The following is a 24,782-nucleotide window of genomic DNA, read 5'->3' as shown; positions in this document are numbered from 1 at the left end:
GAAATTAATTTAAAATTCTTTTTTGCTTGATAAACTAACATAGATGAATAATCTTTTTTCTCTCTTTATATAGAAGAAAGTTAATATCTTAATTTTTTTTATGTAAAAGTAATCTATTCCTCATCTTCTTGCGTTTTATTAACAAGAACAAAAAACGAGGAGGAAATATAATGATTAACAAAAAATTTAGCTTTATCCTTGCGGCAGGTATTTTATCACTAGCAGCTTGTGGACAAGAACAACCGGTAGCGGAGGAATCAACAGAACCTGTAGCTGAAGAACAAGAAAGCACTACAGAAGAAGAAACTACTACCGCAGAAGAAACGACAACGGAAGAAGAAACTACTACTGAAGAAGATACTACTGAAGAAGATACTACTGAAGAACCTGCAGAAGAAACGACAGAAGAAGGTGCTGAAGAAGAACCCGTAGCGGAAAACGCGCCGGAAGCGAAGAGCGGAACAGCATCAAACCTTTTATCTAATGGGGAAACAACAAGCTTTGTCTTTAACGAAACTGGTGAGTTTTCGATTTACTGTGAGCCACATCCTGTTATGCAAATGACGGTACTAGTAGAAGAAGGTGCAGAAGCCATGGATAATATCGAAGTTGATATTGCAGATTATGAATTTGGTGAAGATACTATCACGGTTGCTCCTGGTACAACAATCGTTTGGACGAACCAAGATCAAGTTCAACATAATGTCGCATTTGAATAACTCTGATTTTATTATTTCAAGTTAACTACTGAAGAATTAAACTTTTACAATAAATAGAGGACACCGGCGTAGTTTACCGGTGTCCTCTATAATTTTTAATTTATTTTACCAAGATCGGGGAATAAATAGTAGAGCAAATTCATCGTTAGACGACGGGATTTCCCTTTATACGGGAAAACATGCATGTACATAGAAGGATTAAAGTTTGCTTCAATAATTCCATATGCTTTGTCATTTGAAGCAGGTACTTCAATGTCCTCTATGATTAAGTCAAGTCCACTAATCTTTGCACCAAGCGCAGCAACTGATTCAACTGCGATAATTTTGTAATCTTCGCGAATTTGGTCGGTAACATCAATAGAGTCCCCACCCGTACTCACATTAGAGTTTTCACGCAAATACAAAACTTCGCCTTTTTTCGGAATCGAGTCTATTTGCTTACCTTGACCTTTTAACATTAAAATTTCGAGTTCGCCTAATTGAATTTTTTCGAGTGGCGTCCGGTGATCTTTCCCTCTTAATGGATCTTCATTTTTTTCAGCGACTAACTCTTCGACCGTCTTTTTTCCATCGCCTGTTACGTTTGCAGGAACTCGAGCCATCACGGCTTCTACTTTATCGTTAATAACAAAAAAGCGATATTCTGTACCTGACAAAAACTCTTCAATTAACACAGAAGAATCTTCTTTAAAGGCAATTTTTAAAGCTTGTTCATAATCTTCATATGCTGCACCATCTTTGAAGATTGATATGCCAAGGCCATAATTTGTTGATTTTGGTTTTACAACAAAAGCTTTACTAGCGAATAAAGCATATGACTGTAGAGCTTCTTCAATATGATTAAATTCGTCACCTAAAGGTACACGGAACCCTCGTTTTTGAAGAATTTTTTTAGTCACGGTTTTGTTTTCCATGATTAGGCTAGCGATATAACTATCTTTACTCGTCATATTGCCGTTTTTAACGTATTCAATACGGTCATTCAACTTCAGTTTTAAAAATTGATCTTGTCGATCGATAATTTCTACTTGAATACCAAGTTGAATCGCATCGAACATTAATAGTTGTGTAGACAACTCCATGTCTGTAAATGCCGTTAATTGATAAGGCATATCCCATGCTTTTTCATAATATTCTTTTGCAATGTTTAGTGCTAATTGACTTTGACTGCTTTGCTGGCTTTCTTTATAAAGTTTTCCAGCTATCGTTTTACTCGGATCATCCAACATGTCTCTTTCAGTGACAAGTAGCTTATCTGAAACAGATAAACCTAAAGTTTCCACCAATTGTTCCATTTCATCTAAAATCGTTTCAGCTTCTGCTTTAAACTGAGTGGGCTTTAGTGGATGCTCAAGCGCTACTTTTTCATTCGTAAGTTCTCCTTCTTTTACCCACTCGTCATGATGAGCACTTTCATCTTTCCATAGTAGATAAACCATAAATAAGTTCAGAAATTCTGCTTGTTCATAGCTAATTCCATTTTTATCAAAAGGATTAATATCGATATTTCTTAACTCGATATAGCCAATCCCACGCTCTTCTAAATCTGCAACTTGACTGCCGCCTCGTAAACGAACAGCTGAGTAAAACTCTTTTTCTTCAACTAACACATCTTTTTCTACGAGTGTAGAAATATCTGAGATGTAATTTTTCAAGCTGCTATAAGAAACTTGAACATTCTCCCGATTTACATAACCGAACTTACTGCTTCTAATGCTTCTCACCGGTTCTACTAAAGAGTCGTCTTCAAAAAAGTTCTTTTCACTACTAGGCGATGCACCATACAAATAAGTAATTAACCAGCGGTAATGCAAATAGTTTCTCGTCAGTTTCATGTAGATTTCTGTTTTAAACAAATGATATTCTGCAATTTCAGACTGTGCAGCGAATAAAGCGTGAAGCAGTTCCTCACTAAATTCAAAATTATAATGAATTCCACTTATCATTTGTTTACGTCGACCATACGATTCTGCTAACGAATGACGGTACCGAACACTTTCAGCATCTGCTAATTTAGCAATGATAATGTCTTCTTCCTTTTCAGGTAGTTCTGGAGGCATACTCAATGGCCAAATCATTTCGTTTTTATCCAATGAACGATAAGCTACTTCATGAATCGACTCTAAATAGTCAAATAGTTCTTTTAACGTATCTGTAACAGGTGTGACTAACTCCATTTGCGTTTCTGCAAAATCTCGTTTTATATACGGATGATCATCGCTCTTTGAAATTGTTGCTGGATGATCTGTGTTAACCAGCTTCCCTGTCAAATCAACTCGTTGTCCTTCTTTTTCAAGACCATAACGGGCTTTTAATACATAGGGCTTTACTCGATCGTTTTCTAATAATTTTTTAATATCCACATTATCACAACCTTTAAATTTACATGTGTTCGGACTTTGTTCCCCGGCTAATTCCAAGTTTTATAACACAATATAAGCCGATTATACATGACTCTTGGTAGAAGTTCTTTTTTATTGCCTATACTTTTAAATTGTTCTCAAAAACAAGTTATTTCAAGAACTTCAAAGTAATGGGACATCCCTACATTTGCTTGAAATGTAGGGATGTCCCCTTTTAGAACTTATTTTAAAATGAGTATCATTTTAAGTGCTTCACGTGAAAAGCAAAATGGTCATCTAAAAATGTCGAGATAAAGAAATAGCTATGATCATAACCATCGTGTTTTATATACTCTACCGACTGGTTATTTTCTTTAGCATTTTTCAAAAATGTCGACTCTTCTAGCTGCTCTGGATAAAAACCATCTTTTGTTCCTTGTGAAATCATAATTGGGGGTGCATTCGTTTTTTTAATCAGTTCTGAAGCGTCCCACGATTCCCAAGATTCTTGGTCTTCACCTAAATAAGTCGAGAAAGCTTTCTTCCCCCAAGGAGTTTGAATAGGGTTCAAAATAGGAGAAAATGCAGAAATGGCATTAAAGCGGTCTGTATTTTTCAATCCTATTACTAAAGCTCCGTGGCCACCCATCGAGTGCCCCATAATGCTTTCTTTCCCTGAGAAATTAGGCACTAAAGAAGTGGCAATTCCCGCTAATTCCTCTGTTATATAGGTATACATTTTATAATGCTCAGACCATGGTTTTTCAGTAGCGTCTACATAAAAGCCTGCACCTTGTCCAAGGTCATATGCAGCGTCATCCGCCACATTTTCTCCTCGAGGAGAAGTATCAGGAATTATAACTGCTACTTGATGGTGATCTGCTAATCGCTGAAACCCACTTTTTTGACTAAAATTATCATCTGTACAAGTGAGGCCTGATAACCACCAAACGAGTGGAATTTCTTGTTGTTCATTAGTAGATGGCAAGTAGATACTAAACGTCATATCGCACTGTAAGGCTTCTGAGTAATGTGTGTATTTACGTTGTTCGCCACCAAAAGCAATTTTCGTTTCACTAATATTGAGATTCATCATTTCACTCTCCGTAAGTTAAAATTGTGCGAATCGATTCACCTTTATGCAAAAGTTCAAACGCTTTGTTGATATCTTGGAAATCTAGTTGATGCGTGATGAACGATTCTAAATCAATATCACCATTCATAAAATCTTTAACCATTCTTGGTAATTCTGTACGGCCTTTTACACCGCCAAATGCCGATCCGCGCCATACGCGTCCAGTGACTAGTTGGAATGGTCGCGTGCTAATTTCTTTTCCGGCACCCGCAACACCTAGGATAATGCTCTCGCCCCATCCTTTATGACAACATTCAAGAGCTGAACGCATGACGTCAACATTTCCAATACACTCAAAGCTGTAATCTACGCCGCCATCGGTCATTTCCACAATCACTTCTTGAATTGGCTTATCAAATTTCGATGGGTTGATAAAATCAGTTGCGCCCATTTTTTTCGCCAATTCAAATTTATCTTCGTTCAAATCAATTACAATGATACGACTAGCATTTGCTTTAACAAGTCCTTGAACAACTGCTAAACCAATAGCGCCTACTCCAAATACGGCAGCTACTGCACCTTCTTCAACTTTGGCAGTGTTTTTCACTGCGCCCATCCCAGTTGTAACGCCACAACCAAGTAAACAAACTTTATCTAACGGTGCGTCTTCATCGACTTTTGCCAAGCTTACTTCGTTAACTACCGTATATTCACTAAATGTACTAGTGCCCATATAATGATAAACGGGTTCGCCATTATAAGAAAAACGAGTTGTGCCATCAGTCATTAAGCCTTTTCCTTGTGTTTCACGTACGGCACTACACAGATTCGTTTTACCAGACAAACAGAATTTGCACTCGCCACATTCAGCTGTGTAAAGCGGAATTACGTGATCTCCTGGTTTTACAGATGTTACGCCTTCTCCAACTGAGACGACAACTCCGCCGCCCTCGTGGCCTAATACGGCTGGGAAAACACCTTCTGGGTCATCACCCGATAACGTGAACGCATCAGTATGACAAACTGATGTATATAAAATTTTGACCATGACTTCTTTTGCTTTTGGTTCCTCTACGTCGATCTCTACGATTTGAAGGGGTTCTCCTGCTTTAAATGCAACTGCTGCTTTACTTTTCATTTTTATATTCCTACTTTCTTTTTGTTTTACTTTCGTCTATACCCATGTTCACATAGAAAAATGCATTAAACAATACTGACGTTTTTGTCACTATGGGTTATGATTTACGTAAAGGAGTGAAATACTTGGAAATTCAATATAAAGATAAAACTTATTTCTCTGGCAAAGACTTAGCCTTATCAGCAATCGGCGGGCGGTGGAAAATAGCCGTTATTTGGTGTTTATTGCAAGAGTCTCCACTAAGACTAAGTGAAATTCAAAAAAAATTACCTCAAGCCAATCAGCGTATGCTTATTCGACAATTGAGAGAACTAGAAGAAGATAAACTCATCAAACGATTTGTTTATCCAGTGGTTCCACCAAAAGTCGAGTATCAACTAAGTGATATGGGTCTTCAGCTAGAGCCAGTCGTTACTTCTATTTGTAACTGGGGAGATGAATTTGCTGCTTTTGTGGAAAAAGAGGCGAACTCCCCATCTGTTAACTAACTTATTTAGATCAACAGCCGTTGCCTGATACTCAATCAGACAGCGGCTGTTGACTTATAGGGTTAAGTTGTCCAGTGAATTTTGTTGTTATGTTCTTTAATCTGTTTGAGTCCGGCCTTCTCTAGCACTCGTACTGAAGCGATATTGCTAGGATCACAGCTTGCTACAATTTTTTTAATCTCTTGCTGTTTTAACCCCCACTTTACCATTGCTTTTGCCATTTCAGTTGCATATCCATTCCCTTGATAAGTCGGTGCAATACTGTACCCTAATTCCAACTGATCTTGATCTCCGTCTTTTCGTCTAAAACCCATGTCCCCCATTATTGTCTGAGAAGCGTTATGGATAATAATTCCTTCCCATTCATTTTCCCATGGATATTCGCTATAGCGCTTAATTTTGTACGGAATGATTTCTTTGTATTCTTTAGATGGATATCCAGCAGCCACTTTATAAGGTGTTATTTGGGCTAATTCTAACTGGTCAATAATCGCTGCTTGCATCAATTCCGTCGTAAATGTTACTAGGGTCAATCGACTTGTTTGAATATATGGCATTTGTGTTACCTCCTAACAAAATGCGTTTAGAAAACTTATCCAATTTTCGTCTCACATCTTATTTTCGTTTTCTTATTGAAAAGTCCTCTTTTAAAATAAAAAACTGTAGCTAACTCGCGGAATAAGAGTTAGCTACAGTCTGTGATGTATAAATTTCTATACAATTTTTTATTAATTTTCTTCTGCTAATTTAAAAGCTTTGCGGCTTCTTAAACTCAAGACGCCCCACAACAGTACATTGAAGACTAAGATGAAAGCACTAAGTACTGACAGACTCATTAGTAAGGTCTCGGTCCCATATGCCGAAGACATGGCTTCTCGGAAGCCTAAAATTGCATAGCTCATCGGAACAAAATCATGAACACTTTGGAAGAATTTGTTTGTCAATTCGACCGGGAACGTTCCGCCACTCGAACCTAATTGAAGAACAAGAATAATCATGGCGGCAAAGCGTCCGGGATTTCCAAAAGTAATACTTAAAAACATGATTAAGAACATATAAGTAAGTGAAGTGACAATAGAGACCCCGATAAACTCTCCAACATGATCGACTTGTAGATGAAAGCCAAACAACATAATCGCATCCACAATTAATGCAGCTGCAGTCGCTTGGATAAACCCAAGTGAGAATTTGCTGAGCCACCAAGCGAACCCTGAGGTTGGTCGTCCTGCTGGAGCATTTATTGGAAATACTAAATTAAACGACAAAGCACCAACAAAAAGGGCAAGTGATAAAATATAAGGTGCCAACGCATGACCATAGTTAGGCACTTCACTTTTTTTACTCTCGGTTGTTGTTGCAGGTGCGGCAATCATATCGTAATTCGCATCGGATACTAAAGCATCCCCAACTTCTTCAGCTCCGTCTGAAAGTTTGCCAGCTAATTCGGCGGCCCCTTCCTCAAGTTCTCCAATGCCATTTCCCAATTCTCCTGAACCGTCCTCAAGTTTGCTGGCACCATCATGCAATTCAGCAGCTCCTCCTGCAAGTTCTCCTGCTCCGCTTGACAATGCTTGAACGCCTTTTGTTAGACGGTCAGTACCTGTTGCCAAGTCAGCAGAACCCGAGTTTAGTTTGTCGGAGTTTGCAGCAAGTTCTGCGGTTCCTTGTTGCAGTTGACCTGCACCTTGTGCCGCTTCTGATACTCCGGCTGTATAAGCAACGGTTCCTTGCTGCAATTCCTCAGAACCTTGTTGGAGTGAATTAGCCCCTTCCACAAGTCCTTGTGAACCTGAAGCAAGCGATGATACCCCTTCAGTTAAAGAGGAACTTCCTTGCGCTAGGCGATCAACCGCCGCTGCAAGTTTTGGTAAATTATCAGCTGTTTTATCTACTCCAGACTGAAGTTTTTCATTTGCTTCTACAGCTTTTTCTGCTCCAGCATGTAAATTTTTTGCACCTGGAATAAGTTGTGCGGAAAGTGCGTTTTGAACGGTTGAATAGCCGCCAAGTGCTGATGACGCCGATGGATTCACTTTCGCTACTACACTATTCAATTCAGCCACTTTCTCTGGCAATGACCCAAGAGTTTGAAATGCGGGAACTAGTTGCTCATTGAGATTAGCTGATATTGCTGCCAAACTTCCTTTTAGCTTCTCAACAGTTTCTTGCTGAGTGGCTGATTGGCTTTCTATACTTCCGCTAACTGCTGCAGTTAGTTCAGCTTGTTGTTCTGGCGGTAAACTATTAAAAGTTGGTGTTGCTTCTAAAGCAGTAATCGTGGTTTGTAAAGATGTTCCTTGAAGATCATTAATAGCTTGCTGTGCTGCTGCCAAATTGGCTTGAATTTGCGATACACCTTGTGTATCGCCTATAGAGACAGCGCCATTTAATTGGTTTGTACTTTCTTGAATTGCTGTTAATCCTTGCTGCAAACTCGTTATTTGATCTGCTGAAGGAAGTTGACCCTCTAGCAAGCCAAGTCCTTCTTGAAGAGTTAAACTACCGGAAGAAAGTTTTGAAAGCCCCTCTCCTAAAGCTGCTTGTCCAGACACCAATTGTTGTATACCAGAAGAGCTATTTGTTAGTTGGCTTGTTTGCGCCTGTAACTCGCGTAGTCCTTCCGTTAACTGTTCACTGCCATCTTGGGTTTTCCAAAGCCCTTGGTTTAATTGTTCAGCTCCAGGGACAAGTGAATTAAGACCTTCTGACAGTTTTTGAGAACCTTTCACAAGCTGTGGACCTTTATTGGTTAGTTCTGCAGTTCCTTCAGCTAGCCCATTTATACCGGTTTGTAATTTGCCTACACCCGCTGTATACGAAATAATTCCTTTGTTTAAAAAGTTTGCCCCTTCGTTTAGTTCGGTTGTTCCGGCTGCAAACTGACTCACACCAACCTCTAATTTCTCTGCGCCTTCTTGAAAACTCAAACTTCCTTCTGAAAGAGTCCCCAGTCCTGCAACTAAGTCGGCAGTTCCTTCTTGCAATTGCACAGTTCCAGAATCGATTTGCTCCGCCCCGTCAGCGGCTTCTTCCATTCCTTCGCCTATTGTTTCAATTTGAGCGAATACCGCTTTTACGTATTCTTTAGTCACACTTTCAGCAATTTCTTCTTTTATATTAGCTGTTGCTTGTTTGCTTACCGATTCGATAAAAAATCCGCGGCCAGGATTGGTTTCATACTGTAAATTCATTGGTGTTGGTTGCTCTTTCATAACAGATGCTGCATTAGCTGAAAAATCTTTTGGAATGGTAAGTATCATAAAATACTTGCCATCTTCCATTCCTTGCTCAGCTTCTTTTGCATCCGTGAAATACCAATGGAGTGCGTCATTTTCTTTTAAGTTTTCGACCAATTCATCCCCAATAGATAAGGTTTCCTCTTCATAGTCTGCCGGCACATCTTCATTTACCACCGCTACTGGTAAGCGATCTGTCTTGCCGTACGGATCCCACGAAGAGCCGAGAAAAAAACCACTATAAATAATCGGTATAAACATCATTACAATCATAGTTCCGAGTAGTAAAGGTTTTGAAAATAATTGTTTCCACTCTTTTTTCAACATGTTCACTTTTGATCATCCTGTTCTTTGTTCAATACATCACTTAAGGTTTCTTGGTTCCAATTTAATGTTGGCAAGTTAGACATGCCTAACCCTTCTTTTAATAAGTCTGCTGCGGTTACTTTCGAGAGATATTCGATTAATAATCGATCTCCTTGTGCAAAGACATTTTGAAGAATCTCTTGTCCTTTTTTTGCATATTCACCATCTTTAAAAGCAAGCCGAATTAAACCCGTGTCTGGGTAAATCTTGATTGGCCCTTCCATAGCTTCAATAACGTCTAGCATTGTAATATCGGTTGCTGATTTTGCCAAAGAAACGCCTCCGTTATTCCCAGATACAGACACAGCAATTCCTTGCACAACTAGCTTTCTTGTAATTTTCTTCATATAAGAAGGTGATACCCCTAGCCTTTTACTAATTTCATCTGAAGCAAGCGGCGCGCTGCTTTCTTGTGTAGCTAGTAACACGATAATACAAATTGCTTGTTCTACCCCTTTAGTTAACTGCAAACTAACACCTCTCCCTTATCTATTTTCAATATCCATTATGGACATATCATGTCTATTAAGGAATGATACTCTCTTTTTGAGAAATTGCAATAAAAAATGCGAATTATTTTTAAAACAAAAAAGCAGACAAACCGATAGACGGTTGTCTGCTTTTTAACTTATATAAGAGGAAGTTCAACATTAACTTTGGTCTTCTGCCAACCTAAAACCACTAAATTGCCATCTTTTCTCTGGAGGAAAGAAATTTCGATAAGTTTTCCGAATGTGATCTACAGGCGTTGCACACGAACCTCCACGAAGAATCATTTGGTTACACATAAATTTCGCATTATACTCACCTAACGCGCCTTCTAACGGTTTACTTCCAGGATATGGTGAGTAGGCACTAGCAGTCCATTCCCATACATCTCCAAACATTTTTGATAGCGATGAACTTTGTAAATCCTCGCTACTAGCCACAGGATGGTAAACACCATCATCCATCGTATTTCCGTGAATAGCAACGCTTTGAGAAGCATATTCCCATTCAGCTTCAGTAGGTAACCTTTTGCCTTTCCACCTGCTAAAAGCATCTGCTTCATAAAAACTAATATGACTAACCGGTTCATCAAGCTCTAGGTCTTGTATGCCCGCTAAGGTAAATATTTGCCATTTTTCTTCTGTATCTTTCAGCCAATAAAGTGGCGCTTTCCAATTATGCTCTTTAACAATACTCCACCCATCCGAAAGCCAATATTCCGGTTTTTCATAGCCACCGGAATTTATAAATTCAAGAAATTCTCCATTAGTTACAGGTTTTGTTGCAAACTTGAAGGGTTCAAGCCAAACCTTATGACGCGGGCTTTCATTATCAAACGAAAAGCCATTACCATCGTGACCAATTTCGATCAACCCTCCATCAAACTTAACAAACTGCGATTCCTGGGGTTTGCTTAGTGTTCGTTTTTTTGTTTGTGCATACGCAGGTAAAAGAGGATTAACAAAAAAGTTGTACTTTATATCCATTAAGATCAATTCCTGATGTTGTTGTTCGTGTTGAAGTCCCATATATATTAAAGCTTCTATTTCTTTTTTAGTATCACTAGCTGATTCATCAAGTAAGTTATACACTTGCTGATCCACATAATTACGATATTCAATAACTTGATCTACTGTTGGTCGTGATAGTACGCCGCGTTGGTGGCGTGGTTGATAAGGTCCAATCGTGTTGTAATATGAATTAAACAAAAAATCAAAAGCTGGATTGAATTCTTCATAATTCGATTTGAACTCTTTTAAAATCATACGTTCGAAAAACCATGTTGTATGGGCGATATGCCATTTAGCCGGACTCACATCTTCGTGAGATTGGATAATAAAATCTTCTGTTTCTAAAGGCTCGATCAGTTTCATCGTAACGCCTCTTATTTCTGCAAAGCGCTCTGCTATAGACGTATTTTCTACTGCTTTCATCGAATAACTCCCCTAACCTACTAAAAATTTTCTACTTACTTTACATGTTAAGAAGCAACTCTATTCTTCAATCAATTCTTTTTCGATTAGAAATTCTCGAGCTACGTCTTCTGGCTGCTCTTTATCCACATCTACTTTAGAGTTCATCGCCAACATTTCTTCTGCGCTGATTTGACCACCAAGTTCATTTAATACCTCTTCTAAGTCAGGATATTCTTCAAGCGTCTCCATGCGGACAACTGGTACGGCATCATATTTCGGGAAAAAGTTTAAATCATCTTTTGTCGTAGTCAATTCGAATAAGTCTATTCTGCTATCGGTTGTAAAAGCAGGGATTACATTTACATCTCCATTTTTTAATGCTTCATACATAATAGAAGGATCGAAGCTTTCAGTAGCGGAAAAATTAAAGTTATAAGTTGCTGTTAAATCTTCGTAGCCATCGCCTTTTCGTTCATAGAAGGAATGCGGTCCACCAAAAGAAACATCTTGTGAACGAGAAAGTTCAGCTAGTTCTGAATAAGTTTTAGCGTCTAAGCCACTTTCTTTGGAGTAAGCTAACGTATAGCCATTTTCAAAACCCAACGGCTCTAACCAAGTTGCCCCTAACTCCTCTTCATAGCCTTCTCGAACCGCTTGTAGAACTTCTTCAGAAGTTTGTCCAGGTTCTGAATCTCTCTTTAACACATCTTTTAATCCTGTACCGGTGTATTCAACGTACATATCAATATCACCTTTTTCCAAAGCTGGTGTTAAAATTGCCACTTCGCCTAAACCATCTTTATACTCAACGGTATAGTCCGATTTGGCCTCTATGTACTCACCCAAAATATAAGGCAAAATATATTGTTCAGTCCAAGGCTTGCCGCCAATTACTAGCGGCTCAGTTGCTTCTTCCCCAGAACTACATCCGTATAAAGCTGCTGAAGCGATTAAGGTCATTCCCAATAATTTTTTATTCATGTTTTTTCCCCCTATTTTTTATTATTTTAGTGCACCTCTATAGCATTGAGGCGATATCAGAAGCTGCAGTTGGATAGGCAAAAATCATCTGTTTTAAATCATAAGTTGTTAGGTTAAATTGAATCGCTAATGCAAAATGATTGATGAGTTCATCTGCTTCTTGGCCAATCAAATGCGCACCGAGTATTTGGTCAGAATCCTCATCAATAATAACTTTTACCATTGCATGCTTTTCATTCGTCCGTTTATAGGTATACCAACTTGAAATGTCTTTTTGCAGCACTTTAACTTTATAGTTATAACCTTTTTCTTTTGCTTGATCTTCTGACAGTCCTACAGCTGCTAATTTAGGGATGGTGAAAACAACTGTTGGCATGACTTTGTAACTTGGTGTTTTTTGATTGCCTTTTAATAAATTCGAAGCGACTACGTGAGATTCCATTGAAGCAATAGGCGTTAAGGGAAGTCCTTCTGTTGCCGCCGCATCTCCTGCCGCATAAACACGTAGATTGCTAACATTTTGAAGATACTCGTTTACCGTAATGCCCGAGGGTTCACGTTCTACATTTGCTTTTTCCAATTGCATCTCGTCAATATTTGGCACTCTTCCTGCTCCGTGTAGAACAAGGTCACAATCTAGTTCAAGTGATTCAGACCCATTTTCACCAATGACTTTAAAAGAGGAATCTATTTTTTCGATAGACTTTACTTCCGTGCCCAGATGAATATGAATGCCGACTTCTTTAGACCTTTCTAATAACACGTCCACCAAATCCGCCTCGAAATTCTCAAGTGGTCGCTTTCCTCTATGAATGATGTGTACTTCAGAACCTGCTCGTGCTGCTATATGCGCAAATTCGAACGAAATGTAACCACCACCTACAAAAACTAATCTCGCCGGTAACTTATCAAGTTCTAAAAATTCATCGCTCATTGTAAGATGTTCTGCCCCATTAATAGGTAATGAAACTGGCTTTGCGCCATTTGCGATTAATATCTTTTCAGCAGTCAATTCATTTTCTCCAACTTGAATTTTGTCTTCAGCGACAAAAACAGCTTCTCCGTGAAACGTGACAATTCCAGCTTTTTGAAAACCTTCCAATCGATTTTCAGGTACAGGTTCCGTGAACGTCCGCTTGAATTCCATTAGTTCGTTCCAGTTTATTGTCGGTGCCCCTGTAATTCCCTTTCCTTTCATGCGGTCAACACTATCTATTATATTTGCCGCTCCAACCAGTATTTTTTTGGGATCACATCCCCTTAATGCGCAAGTACCTCCAAATGGTCTTGAGTCGATGATTGCGACTTCCCATCCAGCTTTTTTGCACTTCATGGCTGCAGCCGTACCAGCTGACCCTGTTCCAATTACGATTAAATCGAATTTCTTTTGCATTAATGGCATCTCCTTTTTGTAATTAAAAATCCAATTTTCCCCACTTACTTTGGTGGTATATTTTTTAATACCCTTTTCATCAATTTTCACTCTTGTTTTTTTTTCAACTAACTGGCAGTAAATGAAAATTCTTTTAATTGTTATTCTTTTTAGAATATTCGATATTCATAGAACGTATTCCTGCTGAGTAGGGTAAATCAATGTGCTTTAAAAAGTAATCGACATTATAAGCTACTTGGACGATCTACTTTTTACAAACATTGACCTCTTGTTTTTCCCATTCCAATATTTCAGCTAAAGAATAGTAATTTTCTTCCACCTTCAACAGTGGCAAACCTTGGCTCTTTTTCTTTATCGGCACACTTTGAAACAATGCACGATGTTCGAAAATGTTATAAACTTGAAATGAAATCTCTAGTTCCCGCAGTTTACTCTCTGCTTTTTTACAATTGGTACATCCCGGTAAAATAAAAAGCATGGCATTTAAAACCCGTTTTTTAGAACGGATAGAGGAGGATTTTAACATGGATAAATTGACACTCCTTTCGCAAATAAATCTTTTTGATGAATTGCCTATGAAAGATATTAAAGTAATTGATAAAAACAGTACGATGACACCTGTCAAAAAAGGCACACAGATTTTAATACCTGAACAGCCACTAGATGTATTGTTTTTTCTTAAAAAAGGGCAAGTTCGTTTGTATCGAATGACGGCACAAGGAAAACAATTTACTACAGATATCTTAATCGATGGCAATGTCTTTGGTGAAACAGAATCTTTTATGCTGACAGACAAAGAAACCTATGCTGAAGCCATGACTGACTGTTATTTATGCACGATGGATAAAGCAAAATTCGAAGCATTTATACGAGCTACACCTGAAGTGTCATTTAAGCTCATTCAAATATTATCGAACCAATTAAAAGAAACACATGATATCAGCGAAAAAATAGCTCTCGGAGACATTCGGTATCGCACGCTTTTTCTATTATTGAAAATGAGCGAAAAAAGTGGCAAACGCGAAAAAGAATGGCAAACGATTAATATGAGAATTACGCATGAAGACATTGCTACTATGGTAGGTTCTTCTAGAGAAACCATCTCTCTTTTAATGAGTAAGTTGAAAAAAGAGGGATTAGTTAAAAAAAATCTTTTCGGTTATTCCATAAAAGCAGATGAAATAAAAAAAATCATTATGGAATAAATTAATTAGAAGCAATCTCAGTTTCAAATTAAAAACTTTAGTAAAGAAAAACCTTTCTCAACCTACCCATAATATTTTCTGGTAGCGTTTGAAAGGTTTTTCTCTATAGGTTATGCATGTTTTTGAACAAGTTTACTGAATACTGCTGCTAAAATCAGTGAGAACGCTAAGTGCGTAACCAAACTCATTAATTGATCACTTGCAAACATTTGTCCAAACATTGGGCCCATTCCCATCATGATAGGCATAACAAGAAGTGGTCCTACGATCCAAATAAGCACTCCGTGAATAACCCCGAGAACATAGTAACGAGATGAGAAAAGTGTCATTGCACCATATCCAAGGCCAAAAACCCAACTGATCATCATGTGCATAATCCATCCGACGACTAGGCTTTCACTTCCTACCATTGATGCTATTACTGTAATCATTCCCATCATTTGCATGAAGATCCCAAACAGGATTCCTGCTACTGTACTACCGATTAAGGCGGCTTTCACAATACTTGAGTAATTTGTTGCAGTAGATGTTTGTTGTGGTACTACCATTTTCCTCACTCCTTCTTTTCTATTAATTTACACCTTTTCTTAAGACAAAAATGTAAGATACCTTACAATTCAGAAAAAAGAGAAAAAATTGCTCTTTTCTTCGTATTTTTGTCTTAATTTGTTCACTAATCAACTCATATGATTTTCTATCCATCTCATAATCCGCATTTTTCCAGCGTATACATTTCTTTTTATAAAACGCGATCAATTTCATACTAAGAAATATAACGAAAAAACCTACTGAGCTAGTTGTTCTCAGAAGGTTTTAAAACGTTATTTTGTTTCTCTTTTGAACATTAAATAGTCTCTTCTAGTTTGATAAATCCTTACTGAAATAAGCGCAAAAGACGAAATTTTTTACAATTAATGTTAGTTTCGGTGTTAAAAATAATAGTATCACCAATAAGATAGCCACAAACTTTTACATCAGAGTTCTTCTAAACTTCCCTGTCACGTCAAACTTGTTGTAAAAAAAGGCACTCTTTTCTCTCCCCCACTTGTCTAAAAAGAAATAACTATGCGCTATTTTCGTAAGGCAATTATTTTATCAACTGCCGTTTCAGCAGACTGAAGCGCTCCTTCGAGATGACCACTAAATTGGGCATTTGTTTCTGTGCCTGCAAAAATTACTTTTTCTTGCCATATCCCTGAGATCGGCGGTTGACCGTAACTTGTGTAATTTTTAAACGGACTCGAGTCTTCTATAACTGCTGTTTCTAAATCATTTGACCAATCTTTGTACAGGATTTCTAGTGGGTGTTCAGCTTCATTGCCAAAAAGTTTAATCAATTGATTGGTAACTAATTCAGTAATTTTTTCTTGTCCCATTTGCTGACGCACTTCTGAAGTTATACCAAAAAAACCAAATAACGCACCTGCTCCATCAATAGGCGAGGCATCATAAATTTCTTGTAGTGGACCTGCTGAACTTAACACCAAACCAGATAGTCCTGAGTCTCGCCAAAATGGGCGTTTGTAAACAGCAACCGCTTTAGCTTGTGACCCCATCCATGTTGGTTTTTCTTTAATGTCTTCCATAAGTTCTGCAGGCAAATCGGGTGAAAATTCAATGTGATTGGCTACTAGTCGAGGTGGCAATGCCAAAATGACATTAGCTGCTGAAATTTGTTTTCTCTCTCCATCAGCCGTTTCCACTTCAACTGTTAGTTTGCCTACTTGATCCAAGCAAATCTTTTTAACCCGCGTTTCAAGCTCAATAATAGAAAGCGGAATTGTTTTTGCCAATGCATCTATTAACGATTGCATTCCTCCTGTAATCCGAACTCCTCTTTCATGAATATTTTCCTGCATCTTACAGCGTTCTGGTGGTTTTCTTTGAAAACGTTCTACCAGCAAATCTCCATCATTTTGCTGAACAAACGTCTCTAAACCGAGCTTTTTCACAAAGCTTGCAATATTCGGCTCGTACTGCGGCCAAAACCATGTGGGACCAAGATCAAATTTTCCTAGATTTTCTTGATTTTGTACAGAAGCACTTAAAACTCTGCCTCCTATTCGATTTCTTGCTTCGATTACTTTACAGGCTATTCCTTGTTCCGTAAGCAAGGATGCAGCGCGTAAGCCGCTTAAACCTGCTCCTACAATAATCACTGGTTCTTGCATGTATTTTCCCCCTACTGACTATTTTATATTCTTTTTTAGTAAACTCTTAAATTCAAAAGGTATAACTCATTATAATACACTCTTTGTTTATTGCACGTTGTAGCTCGTAAATGAACAACTACATCTAAACAGTTTACTGTTCGTACGACGAATCTTGTTTTATAGTTACCAAGAAACGCAAAATAGGAATTTTTATAGTATAGTGGAAGTATATAGATATATTTTTTTAAAGAAGGTGATGAACATGTCTCGTACAAATTATAAAGCTTTGCTCTCTGACCGAATGGAGAAGGATTTTTCGAAATGGATCAAACAAAGAGAGATCTCTGAACGGGAGATGTACCGCTTCTTACATACCATGAAAGGCACTGCCGGCACGATTGGTCTTATGGAGTTGTCTCAGTTTTGTGCTACTCAATTAGAACTTTTCGCTGAAGATAGTGATACATTACTGCCAGTCGATTCTTTGCAAAGTTTAATGGTTGCTTTAAGAAACCATTTTAAAGAAGAGAACTCTTCTCTTATTACTAAAGTTGAAGTCAATTTACAAAAAGAGATTCCTACAAATGATGTATTTGTTTTAGTGATTGATTCAGATGCGGAGTTAGCCTCCTATATTAAAGAATCTTTAGAAGAACATGGAATTCAAGTCGTTATTGCGCTTGATGGAAAAAAAGGAATGGAATTATTTTACACACTGCAACCTCAAATGGTTATTTTGGACTTGCAATTGCCAGATGTAGATGGTTTTGAATTGATCTCTAGAATTTACGAACCTGCAAAAAATCAATATGTCCCTCTTGCAATTGTAAGCTCGGATGATCGCATTGAAAATCAAATTAAAGCAATGGAAATAGGCGCAACAGACTTTCTTTCCAAGCCATTAAATATGGCCCTTTTCGTTCCTTATGTATTAAACCGTCTACGTCTCCAAAAAATGATTTTGCAAGAAACACTTTATGACGAGTTAACGGGCGCGGGAAATAGAAAATATTTTAATGATGTATTGTCACAAATGACTACTTTGTCTGAGAAAAGCAAAAAAACTTTTACACTTGTCTTATTCGATTTAGATCATTTTAAAAAAGTAAATGACAATTATGGACACCCAATTGGAGATGAAGTTTTACAAGCTTTTAGCCAACTCTTATTGAAGAAAAAACGAGATTCTGATTATTTCTTCCGATACGGCGGCGAAGAATTCGCTTTAATTCTTCCGGATACTGCAGCAGAAACTGCTATATCCTTTGTCGAACAGACCCGTTTAGACTTTGCTAACATTGCCTTCACCGACCAGTCGAATAATTCATTTCACGTAACATTTTCTGCTGGAATAAGTGAATATCGCCAAAAGCAAGATACGTTAGTAACTAAAGCTGATCAAGCTTTGTACCAAGCGAAAAAGAACGGCCGAAATCAGACAATGATGTTTGAAATTGCAGCTTTTGAATTGAAACGACAACTTAACATCATTATCGTAGATGATGATTCGTTAGTTCGTAAGCTAATTTCAAAACAATTTGCGGGTTGGAAGCCTGATGATTTCGATATTACTATAGAAGAATATGCAGATGGTGTCAGCTTTATCGAGTCTGATTGGTACAAGCCAGAGGAAAATTACATGATTTTACTTGATGGGGTTATGCCAAAAATGGATGGTTTAGAAGTTTTGAATCACGTGCGGAGCCAATATCCAAATGATAACATTGTGATTTCTATGCTTACTTCGCGTTCTAATGAATCAGATATCGTGCTTGCTTTACGTAGTGGAGCCGATGATTACATATTGAAACCCTTTTATGCACAGGAAGTTGTTGCTCGCGTGCAACGTCTAACCATGAGGTTATTTAAATGAACATTTATTTCTTTTGGGTTCTTATAGCTTTCTTATTTCTGAGCCAACTACTTTTATTGCTAGTTTTGTCTTTCCGCAAACTACTAATTAACAAGAAAGAACAGACGATTAGCCAACAATATGACAAATTAACCGAATCATTCAGTTCCTATATGCTGGATTCAACGGATGATCATTTTCTTGAAGAACTTTATAATATTTCTCATCAAACCATCGTTTTAGAACGCTTGTTAAATCATTATGTAGCTGTTACAAAAGGAAGTGCAAATTCTTCACAAGTCACACAGCTATCTGAGACATATTTAACTGAACGCTATACAAAACAACTCAAGCGTAGAAATTGGGCAATTCGTATGAATACATTGTATTTCATTGAAGATTTTCATATGAAGTCACTAACTCCTTTTCTAAAAGAAAAACTTCACAAATCGTTTCGACTAGATCAGGAAACACAACAACTTATCCGAACCTTAACATCATTAAACGAACCGATGACCCTTTCTGTGATGGCTCGCTACGTTGATGCACCCGTTCGTTTGTACATCGATGTGTTTAAAAGACTTCAATTGGATATCCAATTAGAAGAGTTAGATGCTGCGTTAAAAAATGAACACAATAATAAAGTACTGAAATATGCGGCTGTTTCTTATATTGGAATGACTGGATTAATGGGGTTTCTTCCTCGCATTGAAGAAGAATTACTTAGTGATGATGAAGAATTGAGGATTCAAGCATTAAAATCCATTCAACATTTGCAATATATATCTTCACCAAGTTTATTAACACCGTTTTTCCACTCTACTTCTTGGCAAGAACGCATGTTTGCCGCACGTATTGCTGGAAAGCTTCAATTATCCCGCTATCAAGAAGTATTGAGTGAACTGCTTGGTGATTCTGTTTGGTGGGTGCGTTATTCATCGGCCGAAGCGTTGACACAATTTGCAGATGGTGATATTTTACTGAGCCACTTATCCGCAAATCATCCAGATCGGTATGCCCGAGACATGGCTACTCAATGGGAAGCATCCCTATTAGGAAGTGAAAAATGATGCACAGCTTTTTCTTTGTATTATCTACTTTAATCATTGGATATTTACTGTTTTCAAGCTTAAGTTATTTAGGCCTCTTTGCTCTTGCCTTTCGCAAAGTAAAAAACGAAAACAATTTGGTTCACCGAGAGTCTACAGAAATACTTTTAAGAAACCAAAATACGTATCCTGTTTCAATTCTTGTACCTGCTTACAACGAAGAAGTCGGTGTTGTTAGCACTGTGCGATCGTTATTAGCGTTAGAGTATCCTCAAAAAGAAGTAATAGTTATTGATGATGGTTCAAAAGATATGACATCTGAACAAATGATAAAAGAGTTTAAAATGACTCAAATTCCGTTCGCCTTTCGAACGCACATCCCTACTGCCGAGATTGAAGCGATTTATCAATCCACAATTTTCCCTTACATTCGACTGATTAAAAAAGCGAATGGCGGAAAAGCCGATGCACTGAATGCGGGTATAAATTTATCTTCTTTTGCCTATTTTTGCGCAATTGATGGAGATTCGATTTTAGAAAATGATGGCTTATATAAAACCATGAAACCCATTATTGAGTCTGATGGCCAAGTTATTGTAACTGGTGGGTCTGTGCGCATTGCAAATGGTTCTACCATTTCAAGAAGCAAAGTAGAAGTGATAGATTTACCAAGACATCCAGTTGTCATCATGCAAATCGTAGAATATTTCCGTGCGTTTTTGATCGGTCGTTTGGCTTTAAGTCAACTCAATATCTTACTTATTGTTTCTGGCGCTTTTGGCGTTTTCAACAAAGAACGAGTTATTCAAGCTGGTGGCTATAATAAAAATACTGTTGGAGAAGATATGGAATTGGTAGTAAGATTGCATCGATTACTCCGAGAAGAAAAATCGAAACAACGAATTGAGTACGTTCCTGATCCTGTTTGCTGGACTGAAGCACCTGAATCGTTAGAAGTTCTTCAATCTCAGCGGATCCGTTGGCAGCGCGGGTTATTTGAGACTCTTTGGACACACCGGAAAATGATGTTAAACCCGAAATACGGTGCTGTCGGAATGTTATCTATGCCCTATTTTCTTTTTATAGAACTACTTGGGGCTGTATTTGAGTTTTTAGGCTATTTTATTATCTTTGGTGGTTTTTTCTTTTCGTTAGTTGATCCGACTATAGCCTTAATAATGTTTATCGTCACAATTTTGTATGGCTCTCTAATTTCAGCATTAGCTGTTTTATTAGAAGAACTGACTCTCCATAAATATCCAAAAGTATCTCATTTAATGCGTCTCTATTTTTGGGCTTTAACAGAAGCCTTTTGGTATCGCCCGCTTATGGTTATATGGAGAATCCAAGGAATTTTTGCGGCTTTCCGCAAAACAGCTCATTGGGGCGATATGAAACGTAAAGGCATTTCAACTTAAAATAGGAGGCGAATCATTATGAAAAAAATACTAATAGCAGATGACGAAGATATTTTACGCATCTTAATAGCAGATACTCTTGAAGACGACTTCGAAATAGAAGAAGCCGAAGATGGTAAAGAAGCGTTAGAAAAAATTAGAGAAAACGAGTACGATTTGATTGTTTTAGATTATATGATGCCTCATTTGACTGGATTAGAAGTATTAGAAGAAGTAAGAAAAGATCAAAATCATACAAAAGTGTTAATGCTAACAGCTAAAGCACAAGATGCAGACAGGGAAAAAGCCATTTCAACAGGTGCAGATTTCTTTATGTCTAAACCTTTTAGTCCGATGGAATTATTGTCTTTGGTTGAAAATATTTTGGCATCATAAAAAACCGTACAAGACCTCAATGGTCTTGTACGGTTTTTTCATGAACTTTAAATTTATACTTCAGTTTCTTGATAATCATTCGATGCATAGTAAATGGCACCATCACGATTTTGAGAGTCCAATAATTCTTTCATAACTTTTGATAAATTTGTCGGTGCGTATGGTTTCGTTAAGTAATGACAAATCTTATTAATTTTCTGAGCGTCAGATGATGGATCTAGAGCTGAGGAAATGACAATCGGAATATCTTTTGTTAACGGATCACCTTTCATCATATCGACAAGATCCCAGCCATTCAATTCTTCTCCTAACATAATATCAACAACTGCTCCAACAAGTGGCGTACGTTTGGCTTCTTTAAACGCTTCTTTAGGATTCGTGTGATAAATCACTTTAAACCCATTTACTTTCAACTCTTCAGACAGTAAAAGAGCCAAACTCATATCATCCTCAACAATCATAACAGGCGGATTTTCTTCTGCACCTTCGTGAGTTGTATACTCTTGAGGTTCCGCAACAAGTGGCAACTCAAAGTGAACAGCTGTGCCTTGTTCTTCTTTTGACTCTATCCAAATTTTCCCCTCGTGCTGAAGAATAATCTCTTGGCATATTGCAAGACCGAGACCTGTGCCTCCAATTTTCCGTCGTGAGCTATTGTCAATACGCTGGAATTTTGAAAACAACTTCGGAATATCTTCAGTAGGAATTCCGATTCCTTCATCTTTTATAGTTACACTAAGATTATTCAAATCATTTTTCATCGAGATGGTTACGCTGCCACCTTGAGGAGAAAACTTAATGGCATTTCCAACTAGGTTCATCAATACTTGAGCTATACGCTCACGATCACCTTCAACAATCACATCTGATGCATCATCTATAAAGACAATTGAATGCATGTTTTGTGTACGGAATTTTTCAACCGTTTCGATAATCAGCTCGTTTACTGCTAATTTATCCATACGATATACTTGGTCTCCAGACTCCATGCGTTGTAAATCGAGAAAATCGTTTATTAAGTTGGTTAATCGTTTTGCTTCTTTATAAATGGTTTTTAAATAGCGTTCTTGTTTTTCGGGTTTCAATTGTTTGTTCAACAATAACTCAGTAAATCCAAGAACACTTGATAACGGCGTTCGAAGTTCGTGACTGACTGTACTAACAAGTTCCGACTTCATTTTATCCACTTCGTGTTCTCGGGTAATGTCTCTGTGTACAAAAATGGTTCCTGTTTTTTCACCATCTACAATTACGGGTGTACTATATACATCAATAACTCGTTCATATGGTACTTTCACGGTATAGCGGAATGTATTAGCTTCTTTATCCTTTATTTGAATACAATTGCTTAAAAACTTGTACATTAACTCCGGAGCTGTTGTTTGTTCAGCCATTCTCTTGACCCATATTCCTTTAGGAATAGAGGCATCAAGTGGTCCATTTCCGCAGTTCAACATTGTGCACATAGTGGCGTTATGTTGTACCATATCTCCATTTTTTGAAATAAACTGAATGCCTTCATTGATGTTATTGATAATACGTTCATTTAGTGTACGTTCGTGTACAGCAGCTTCATATAATTGAATACGATCAATTGCCAAGTGAATACGTTTTAACAAGCCACTTATATCTAGTTCTTCTTCGCTAGTGAACGTTCTTCCTATTCGAGACAACCCGATTAATGCAACCGTGTCTTCATCTTCGTTTTTCACTGCAGCATATAAGTCGTGAATGTACACTCTATCTACTGCAAATCCTTTTTCTAACTGAGCTTCTCGTTTTACTGTGAATGAATCACACTCTTCTAATCGAGTTAAAAGATACTCTACCCGCTCTTCTTTTAGTTGTTTAAACATTGTCGGCGTATAACCTTTTAATGCGTATTCTCTCGATTTAGGTAGCCACAAAGCTCCTGTATCAATTTTATAAGTTTCACTAAAATACTCAAGCGTTGCATCAATCAGCTTTTGTTTATCTAATGTGAAAGACAAAATATGGTTCAAATCATTGTATCGAATTAACCGGTCTTTAGTTTGTTCTGTTTCTTGTAAAGACTCTTTCAATTTGAGTTGTTGTTCTTGTAATTCACCTTTGTTCAACAATAAAGCTTCATTTTGAGAAGTGAGTTTTTCTTGATTTGTTTGGATTGTATTGATCATGTTATGAAATGTCATTGATAAAATGCCTAGTTCATCGGAACGTTTGAGTGGTTTGTAAGTCAATTCCTCACCTTTTACAAACCCTTCTATTGATTGACGCATTCCTTCTACTGGCTTCACAATATCATTTAGTGCCCGTAAAATTATTAATGCGGTAATAATAAATAAAAGAATAAATAGCATAATTAACACAAAAGATAATCTTTCAGCTTGTGCTAACATTTCTTCATTTACTTGTTGTAACGCCAGCCTAGTCACAGCTTCGTTGTCATCTGAAAACGCAACAAATTCATTTACCGTTGAGTTTGTACCGCCACGAGACAACTCGCGTAAACCTTCGTAATCGCCATCACGCACGAGTGCAATTGCTGCAGGCAATACATCTTTTTCAAACGAACTAATAAAATTACTTAACTCGATAATTCGAACTCTTTCTTGTCGCGTTATTGATAAACTATTCATTTTAGCTATCGCATTTTTTAAAGTATCTAATTCGATAAATGCCAAATCCAATTCTATTTCATTTTGAAAAGCATAAAATCCTCTTGTTCTAAAAAACAGTTGGTTTAACGATCGTGAAAGCTCATTAAATGTTTCCTGCTTTTCTCTAAGTTCTGTATATTCCGCTTCTAATTCGAGTTGTTGATCGTGCATATAAAAATAAATCCCAATAATCATAAATGTACAAATTACTACTGAAGAAAAAGTTAACTTTAAATATTTATACCTTATTCCTTTTTCCTTTAAATTTCGCATGCAGGTCCTCCTAGATGTTCAGCTATTTTCAATACACTACTTATTAAAATAGCGCTATAAACATACTCGATATTAAACTTCTTTAAATACAGTATACGTCATTAGCATTTCAAATAATTACTTTTTCAAATAAAAAATTATGAAATTTTTTACATAGGACAAAATTGAACAAA

At 37.4% G+C, this 24,782-nt stretch carries 20 protein-coding genes; 7 read left to right on the top strand and 13 right to left on the bottom strand.

Going from position 1 to position 24,782, the window contains the following annotated elements; all coding sequences use genetic code 11:
• Positions 1 to 170: 170 nt before the first annotated feature.
• A complete protein-coding gene (locus GPDM_RS02550) occupies positions 171 to 719 on the top strand; it encodes a plastocyanin/azurin family copper-binding protein (RefSeq protein WP_008428668.1) in 549 nt (182 codons plus the stop codon).
• 95 nt (positions 720 to 814) lie between these two features.
• Here GPDM_RS02550 and gshAB read toward each other — a convergent pair whose 3' ends face one another.
• The 3 genes from gshAB to GPDM_RS02535 form a co-directional block, all read right to left on the bottom strand.
• On the bottom strand, positions 815 to 3,082 hold the full coding sequence (gshAB, locus tag GPDM_RS02545; RefSeq protein ID WP_008428666.1) for a bifunctional glutamate--cysteine ligase GshA/glutathione synthetase GshB: 2,268 nt from the start codon (positions 3,080 to 3,082) through the stop codon (positions 815 to 817).
• A 238-nt stretch (positions 3,083 to 3,320) separates the two neighbouring features.
• Entirely contained in the window at positions 3,321 to 4,154 is an 834-nt protein-coding gene (fghA, locus tag GPDM_RS02540; protein ID WP_008428664.1) for an S-formylglutathione hydrolase, read from the bottom strand.
• Between the two features lie 4 nt (positions 4,155 to 4,158).
• Complete coding sequence (locus GPDM_RS02535; protein ID WP_008428662.1) at positions 4,159 to 5,274, bottom strand: S-(hydroxymethyl)glutathione dehydrogenase/class III alcohol dehydrogenase; 1,116 nt, start codon at positions 5,272 to 5,274, stop codon at positions 4,159 to 4,161.
• A 125-nt stretch (positions 5,275 to 5,399) separates the two neighbouring features.
• Between GPDM_RS02535 and GPDM_RS02530 the strand changes: the two genes are divergently transcribed.
• Positions 5,400 to 5,762, top strand: a complete 363-nt coding sequence (locus GPDM_RS02530; protein ID WP_008428659.1) for a winged helix-turn-helix transcriptional regulator — start codon at positions 5,400 to 5,402, stop codon at positions 5,760 to 5,762.
• 62 nt (positions 5,763 to 5,824) lie between these two features.
• Here the strand turns inward: GPDM_RS02530 and GPDM_RS02525 are convergent, their stop codons facing one another.
• From GPDM_RS02525 to GPDM_RS02495, 7 genes are all read right to left on the bottom strand, one after another.
• Positions 5,825 to 6,319, bottom strand: coding sequence for a GNAT family N-acetyltransferase (locus GPDM_RS02525; RefSeq protein WP_008428657.1), 495 nt, complete (start codon positions 6,317 to 6,319; stop codon positions 5,825 to 5,827).
• Between the two features lie 171 nt (positions 6,320 to 6,490).
• On the bottom strand, positions 6,491 to 9,325 hold the full coding sequence (locus GPDM_RS02520; RefSeq protein WP_237704124.1) for a YhgE/Pip domain-containing protein: 2,835 nt from the start codon (positions 9,323 to 9,325) through the stop codon (positions 6,491 to 6,493).
• 2 nt (positions 9,326 to 9,327) lie between these two features.
• Complete coding sequence (locus GPDM_RS02515) at positions 9,328 to 9,834, bottom strand: RrF2 family transcriptional regulator (protein WP_008428653.1); 507 nt, start codon at positions 9,832 to 9,834, stop codon at positions 9,328 to 9,330.
• 180 nt (positions 9,835 to 10,014) lie between these two features.
• The gene (egtB, locus tag GPDM_RS02510) at positions 10,015 to 11,286 is read right to left on the bottom strand and encodes an ergothioneine biosynthesis protein EgtB (protein ID WP_008428651.1); all 1,272 of its coding nucleotides are present in this window, start codon (positions 11,284 to 11,286) and stop codon (positions 10,015 to 10,017) included.
• 60 nt (positions 11,287 to 11,346) lie between these two features.
• The gene (locus tag GPDM_RS02505; RefSeq protein ID WP_008428649.1) at positions 11,347 to 12,249 is read right to left on the bottom strand and encodes a glycine betaine ABC transporter substrate-binding protein; all 903 of its coding nucleotides are present in this window, start codon (positions 12,247 to 12,249) and stop codon (positions 11,347 to 11,349) included.
• 37 nt (positions 12,250 to 12,286) lie between these two features.
• The gene (locus GPDM_RS02500) at positions 12,287 to 13,642 is read right to left on the bottom strand and encodes a dihydrolipoyl dehydrogenase family protein (RefSeq protein WP_008428646.1); all 1,356 of its coding nucleotides are present in this window, start codon (positions 13,640 to 13,642) and stop codon (positions 12,287 to 12,289) included.
• A gap of 244 nt (positions 13,643 to 13,886) precedes the next feature.
• On the bottom strand, positions 13,887 to 14,168 hold the full coding sequence (locus tag GPDM_RS02495) for a glutaredoxin domain-containing protein (protein WP_008428644.1): 282 nt from the start codon (positions 14,166 to 14,168) through the stop codon (positions 13,887 to 13,889).
• Between GPDM_RS02495 and GPDM_RS02490 the strand changes: the two genes are divergently transcribed.
• A complete protein-coding gene (locus GPDM_RS02490; RefSeq protein ID WP_008428642.1) occupies positions 14,167 to 14,847 on the top strand; it encodes a Crp/Fnr family transcriptional regulator in 681 nt (226 codons plus the stop codon). The genes GPDM_RS02495 and GPDM_RS02490 overlap by 2 nt on opposite strands.
• Positions 14,848 to 14,957: 110 nt before the next feature.
• On the opposite strand, the gene GPDM_RS02485 is transcribed toward GPDM_RS02490, so the two are convergent.
• Positions 14,958 to 15,395 (bottom strand): hypothetical protein, encoded by a 438-nt coding sequence (locus GPDM_RS02485; protein ID WP_008428641.1) that lies wholly within the window; start codon positions 15,393 to 15,395, stop codon positions 14,958 to 14,960.
• 522 nt (positions 15,396 to 15,917) lie between these two features.
• Positions 15,918 to 17,018 (bottom strand): flavin monoamine oxidase family protein, encoded by a 1,101-nt coding sequence (locus GPDM_RS02480; RefSeq protein ID WP_008428638.1) that lies wholly within the window; start codon positions 17,016 to 17,018, stop codon positions 15,918 to 15,920.
• Positions 17,019 to 17,262: 244 nt separating this feature from the next.
• Between GPDM_RS02480 and GPDM_RS02475 the strand changes: the two genes are divergently transcribed.
• From GPDM_RS02475 to GPDM_RS02460, 4 genes are read left to right on the top strand one after another with little or no spacing between them, the layout of a single operon-like run.
• Entirely contained in the window at positions 17,263 to 18,873 is a 1,611-nt protein-coding gene (locus tag GPDM_RS02475) for a diguanylate cyclase (RefSeq protein WP_008428637.1), read from the top strand.
• Positions 18,870 to 19,922, top strand: a complete 1,053-nt coding sequence (locus tag GPDM_RS02470; protein WP_008428635.1) for a HEAT repeat domain-containing protein — start codon at positions 18,870 to 18,872, stop codon at positions 19,920 to 19,922. Before GPDM_RS02475 ends, GPDM_RS02470 begins: the two co-directional genes overlap by 4 nt.
• Positions 19,922 to 21,319, top strand: a complete 1,398-nt coding sequence (locus tag GPDM_RS02465) for a glycosyltransferase family 2 protein (protein WP_008428633.1) — start codon at positions 19,922 to 19,924, stop codon at positions 21,317 to 21,319. The genes GPDM_RS02470 and GPDM_RS02465 overlap by 1 nt, the downstream gene beginning before the upstream one ends.
• Positions 21,320 to 21,337: 18 nt before the next feature.
• Entirely contained in the window at positions 21,338 to 21,694 is a 357-nt protein-coding gene (locus tag GPDM_RS02460; RefSeq protein WP_008428630.1) for a response regulator transcription factor, read from the top strand.
• A 53-nt stretch (positions 21,695 to 21,747) separates the two neighbouring features.
• Here the strand turns inward: GPDM_RS02460 and GPDM_RS02455 are convergent, their stop codons facing one another.
• The gene (locus tag GPDM_RS02455) at positions 21,748 to 24,609 is read right to left on the bottom strand and encodes an ATP-binding protein (RefSeq protein WP_008428629.1); all 2,862 of its coding nucleotides are present in this window, start codon (positions 24,607 to 24,609) and stop codon (positions 21,748 to 21,750) included.
• Positions 24,610 to 24,782 lie beyond the last annotated feature (173 nt).

The sequence above is a fragment of the Planococcus donghaensis MPA1U2 genome (assembly GCF_000189395.1).
GTDB lineage: Bacteria > Bacillota > Bacilli > Bacillales_A > Planococcaceae > Planococcus > Planococcus donghaensis_B.
The sequence above is the reverse complement of the archived record's forward strand: the minus strand, read 5'-3'. Positions and strand labels throughout refer to the sequence as shown.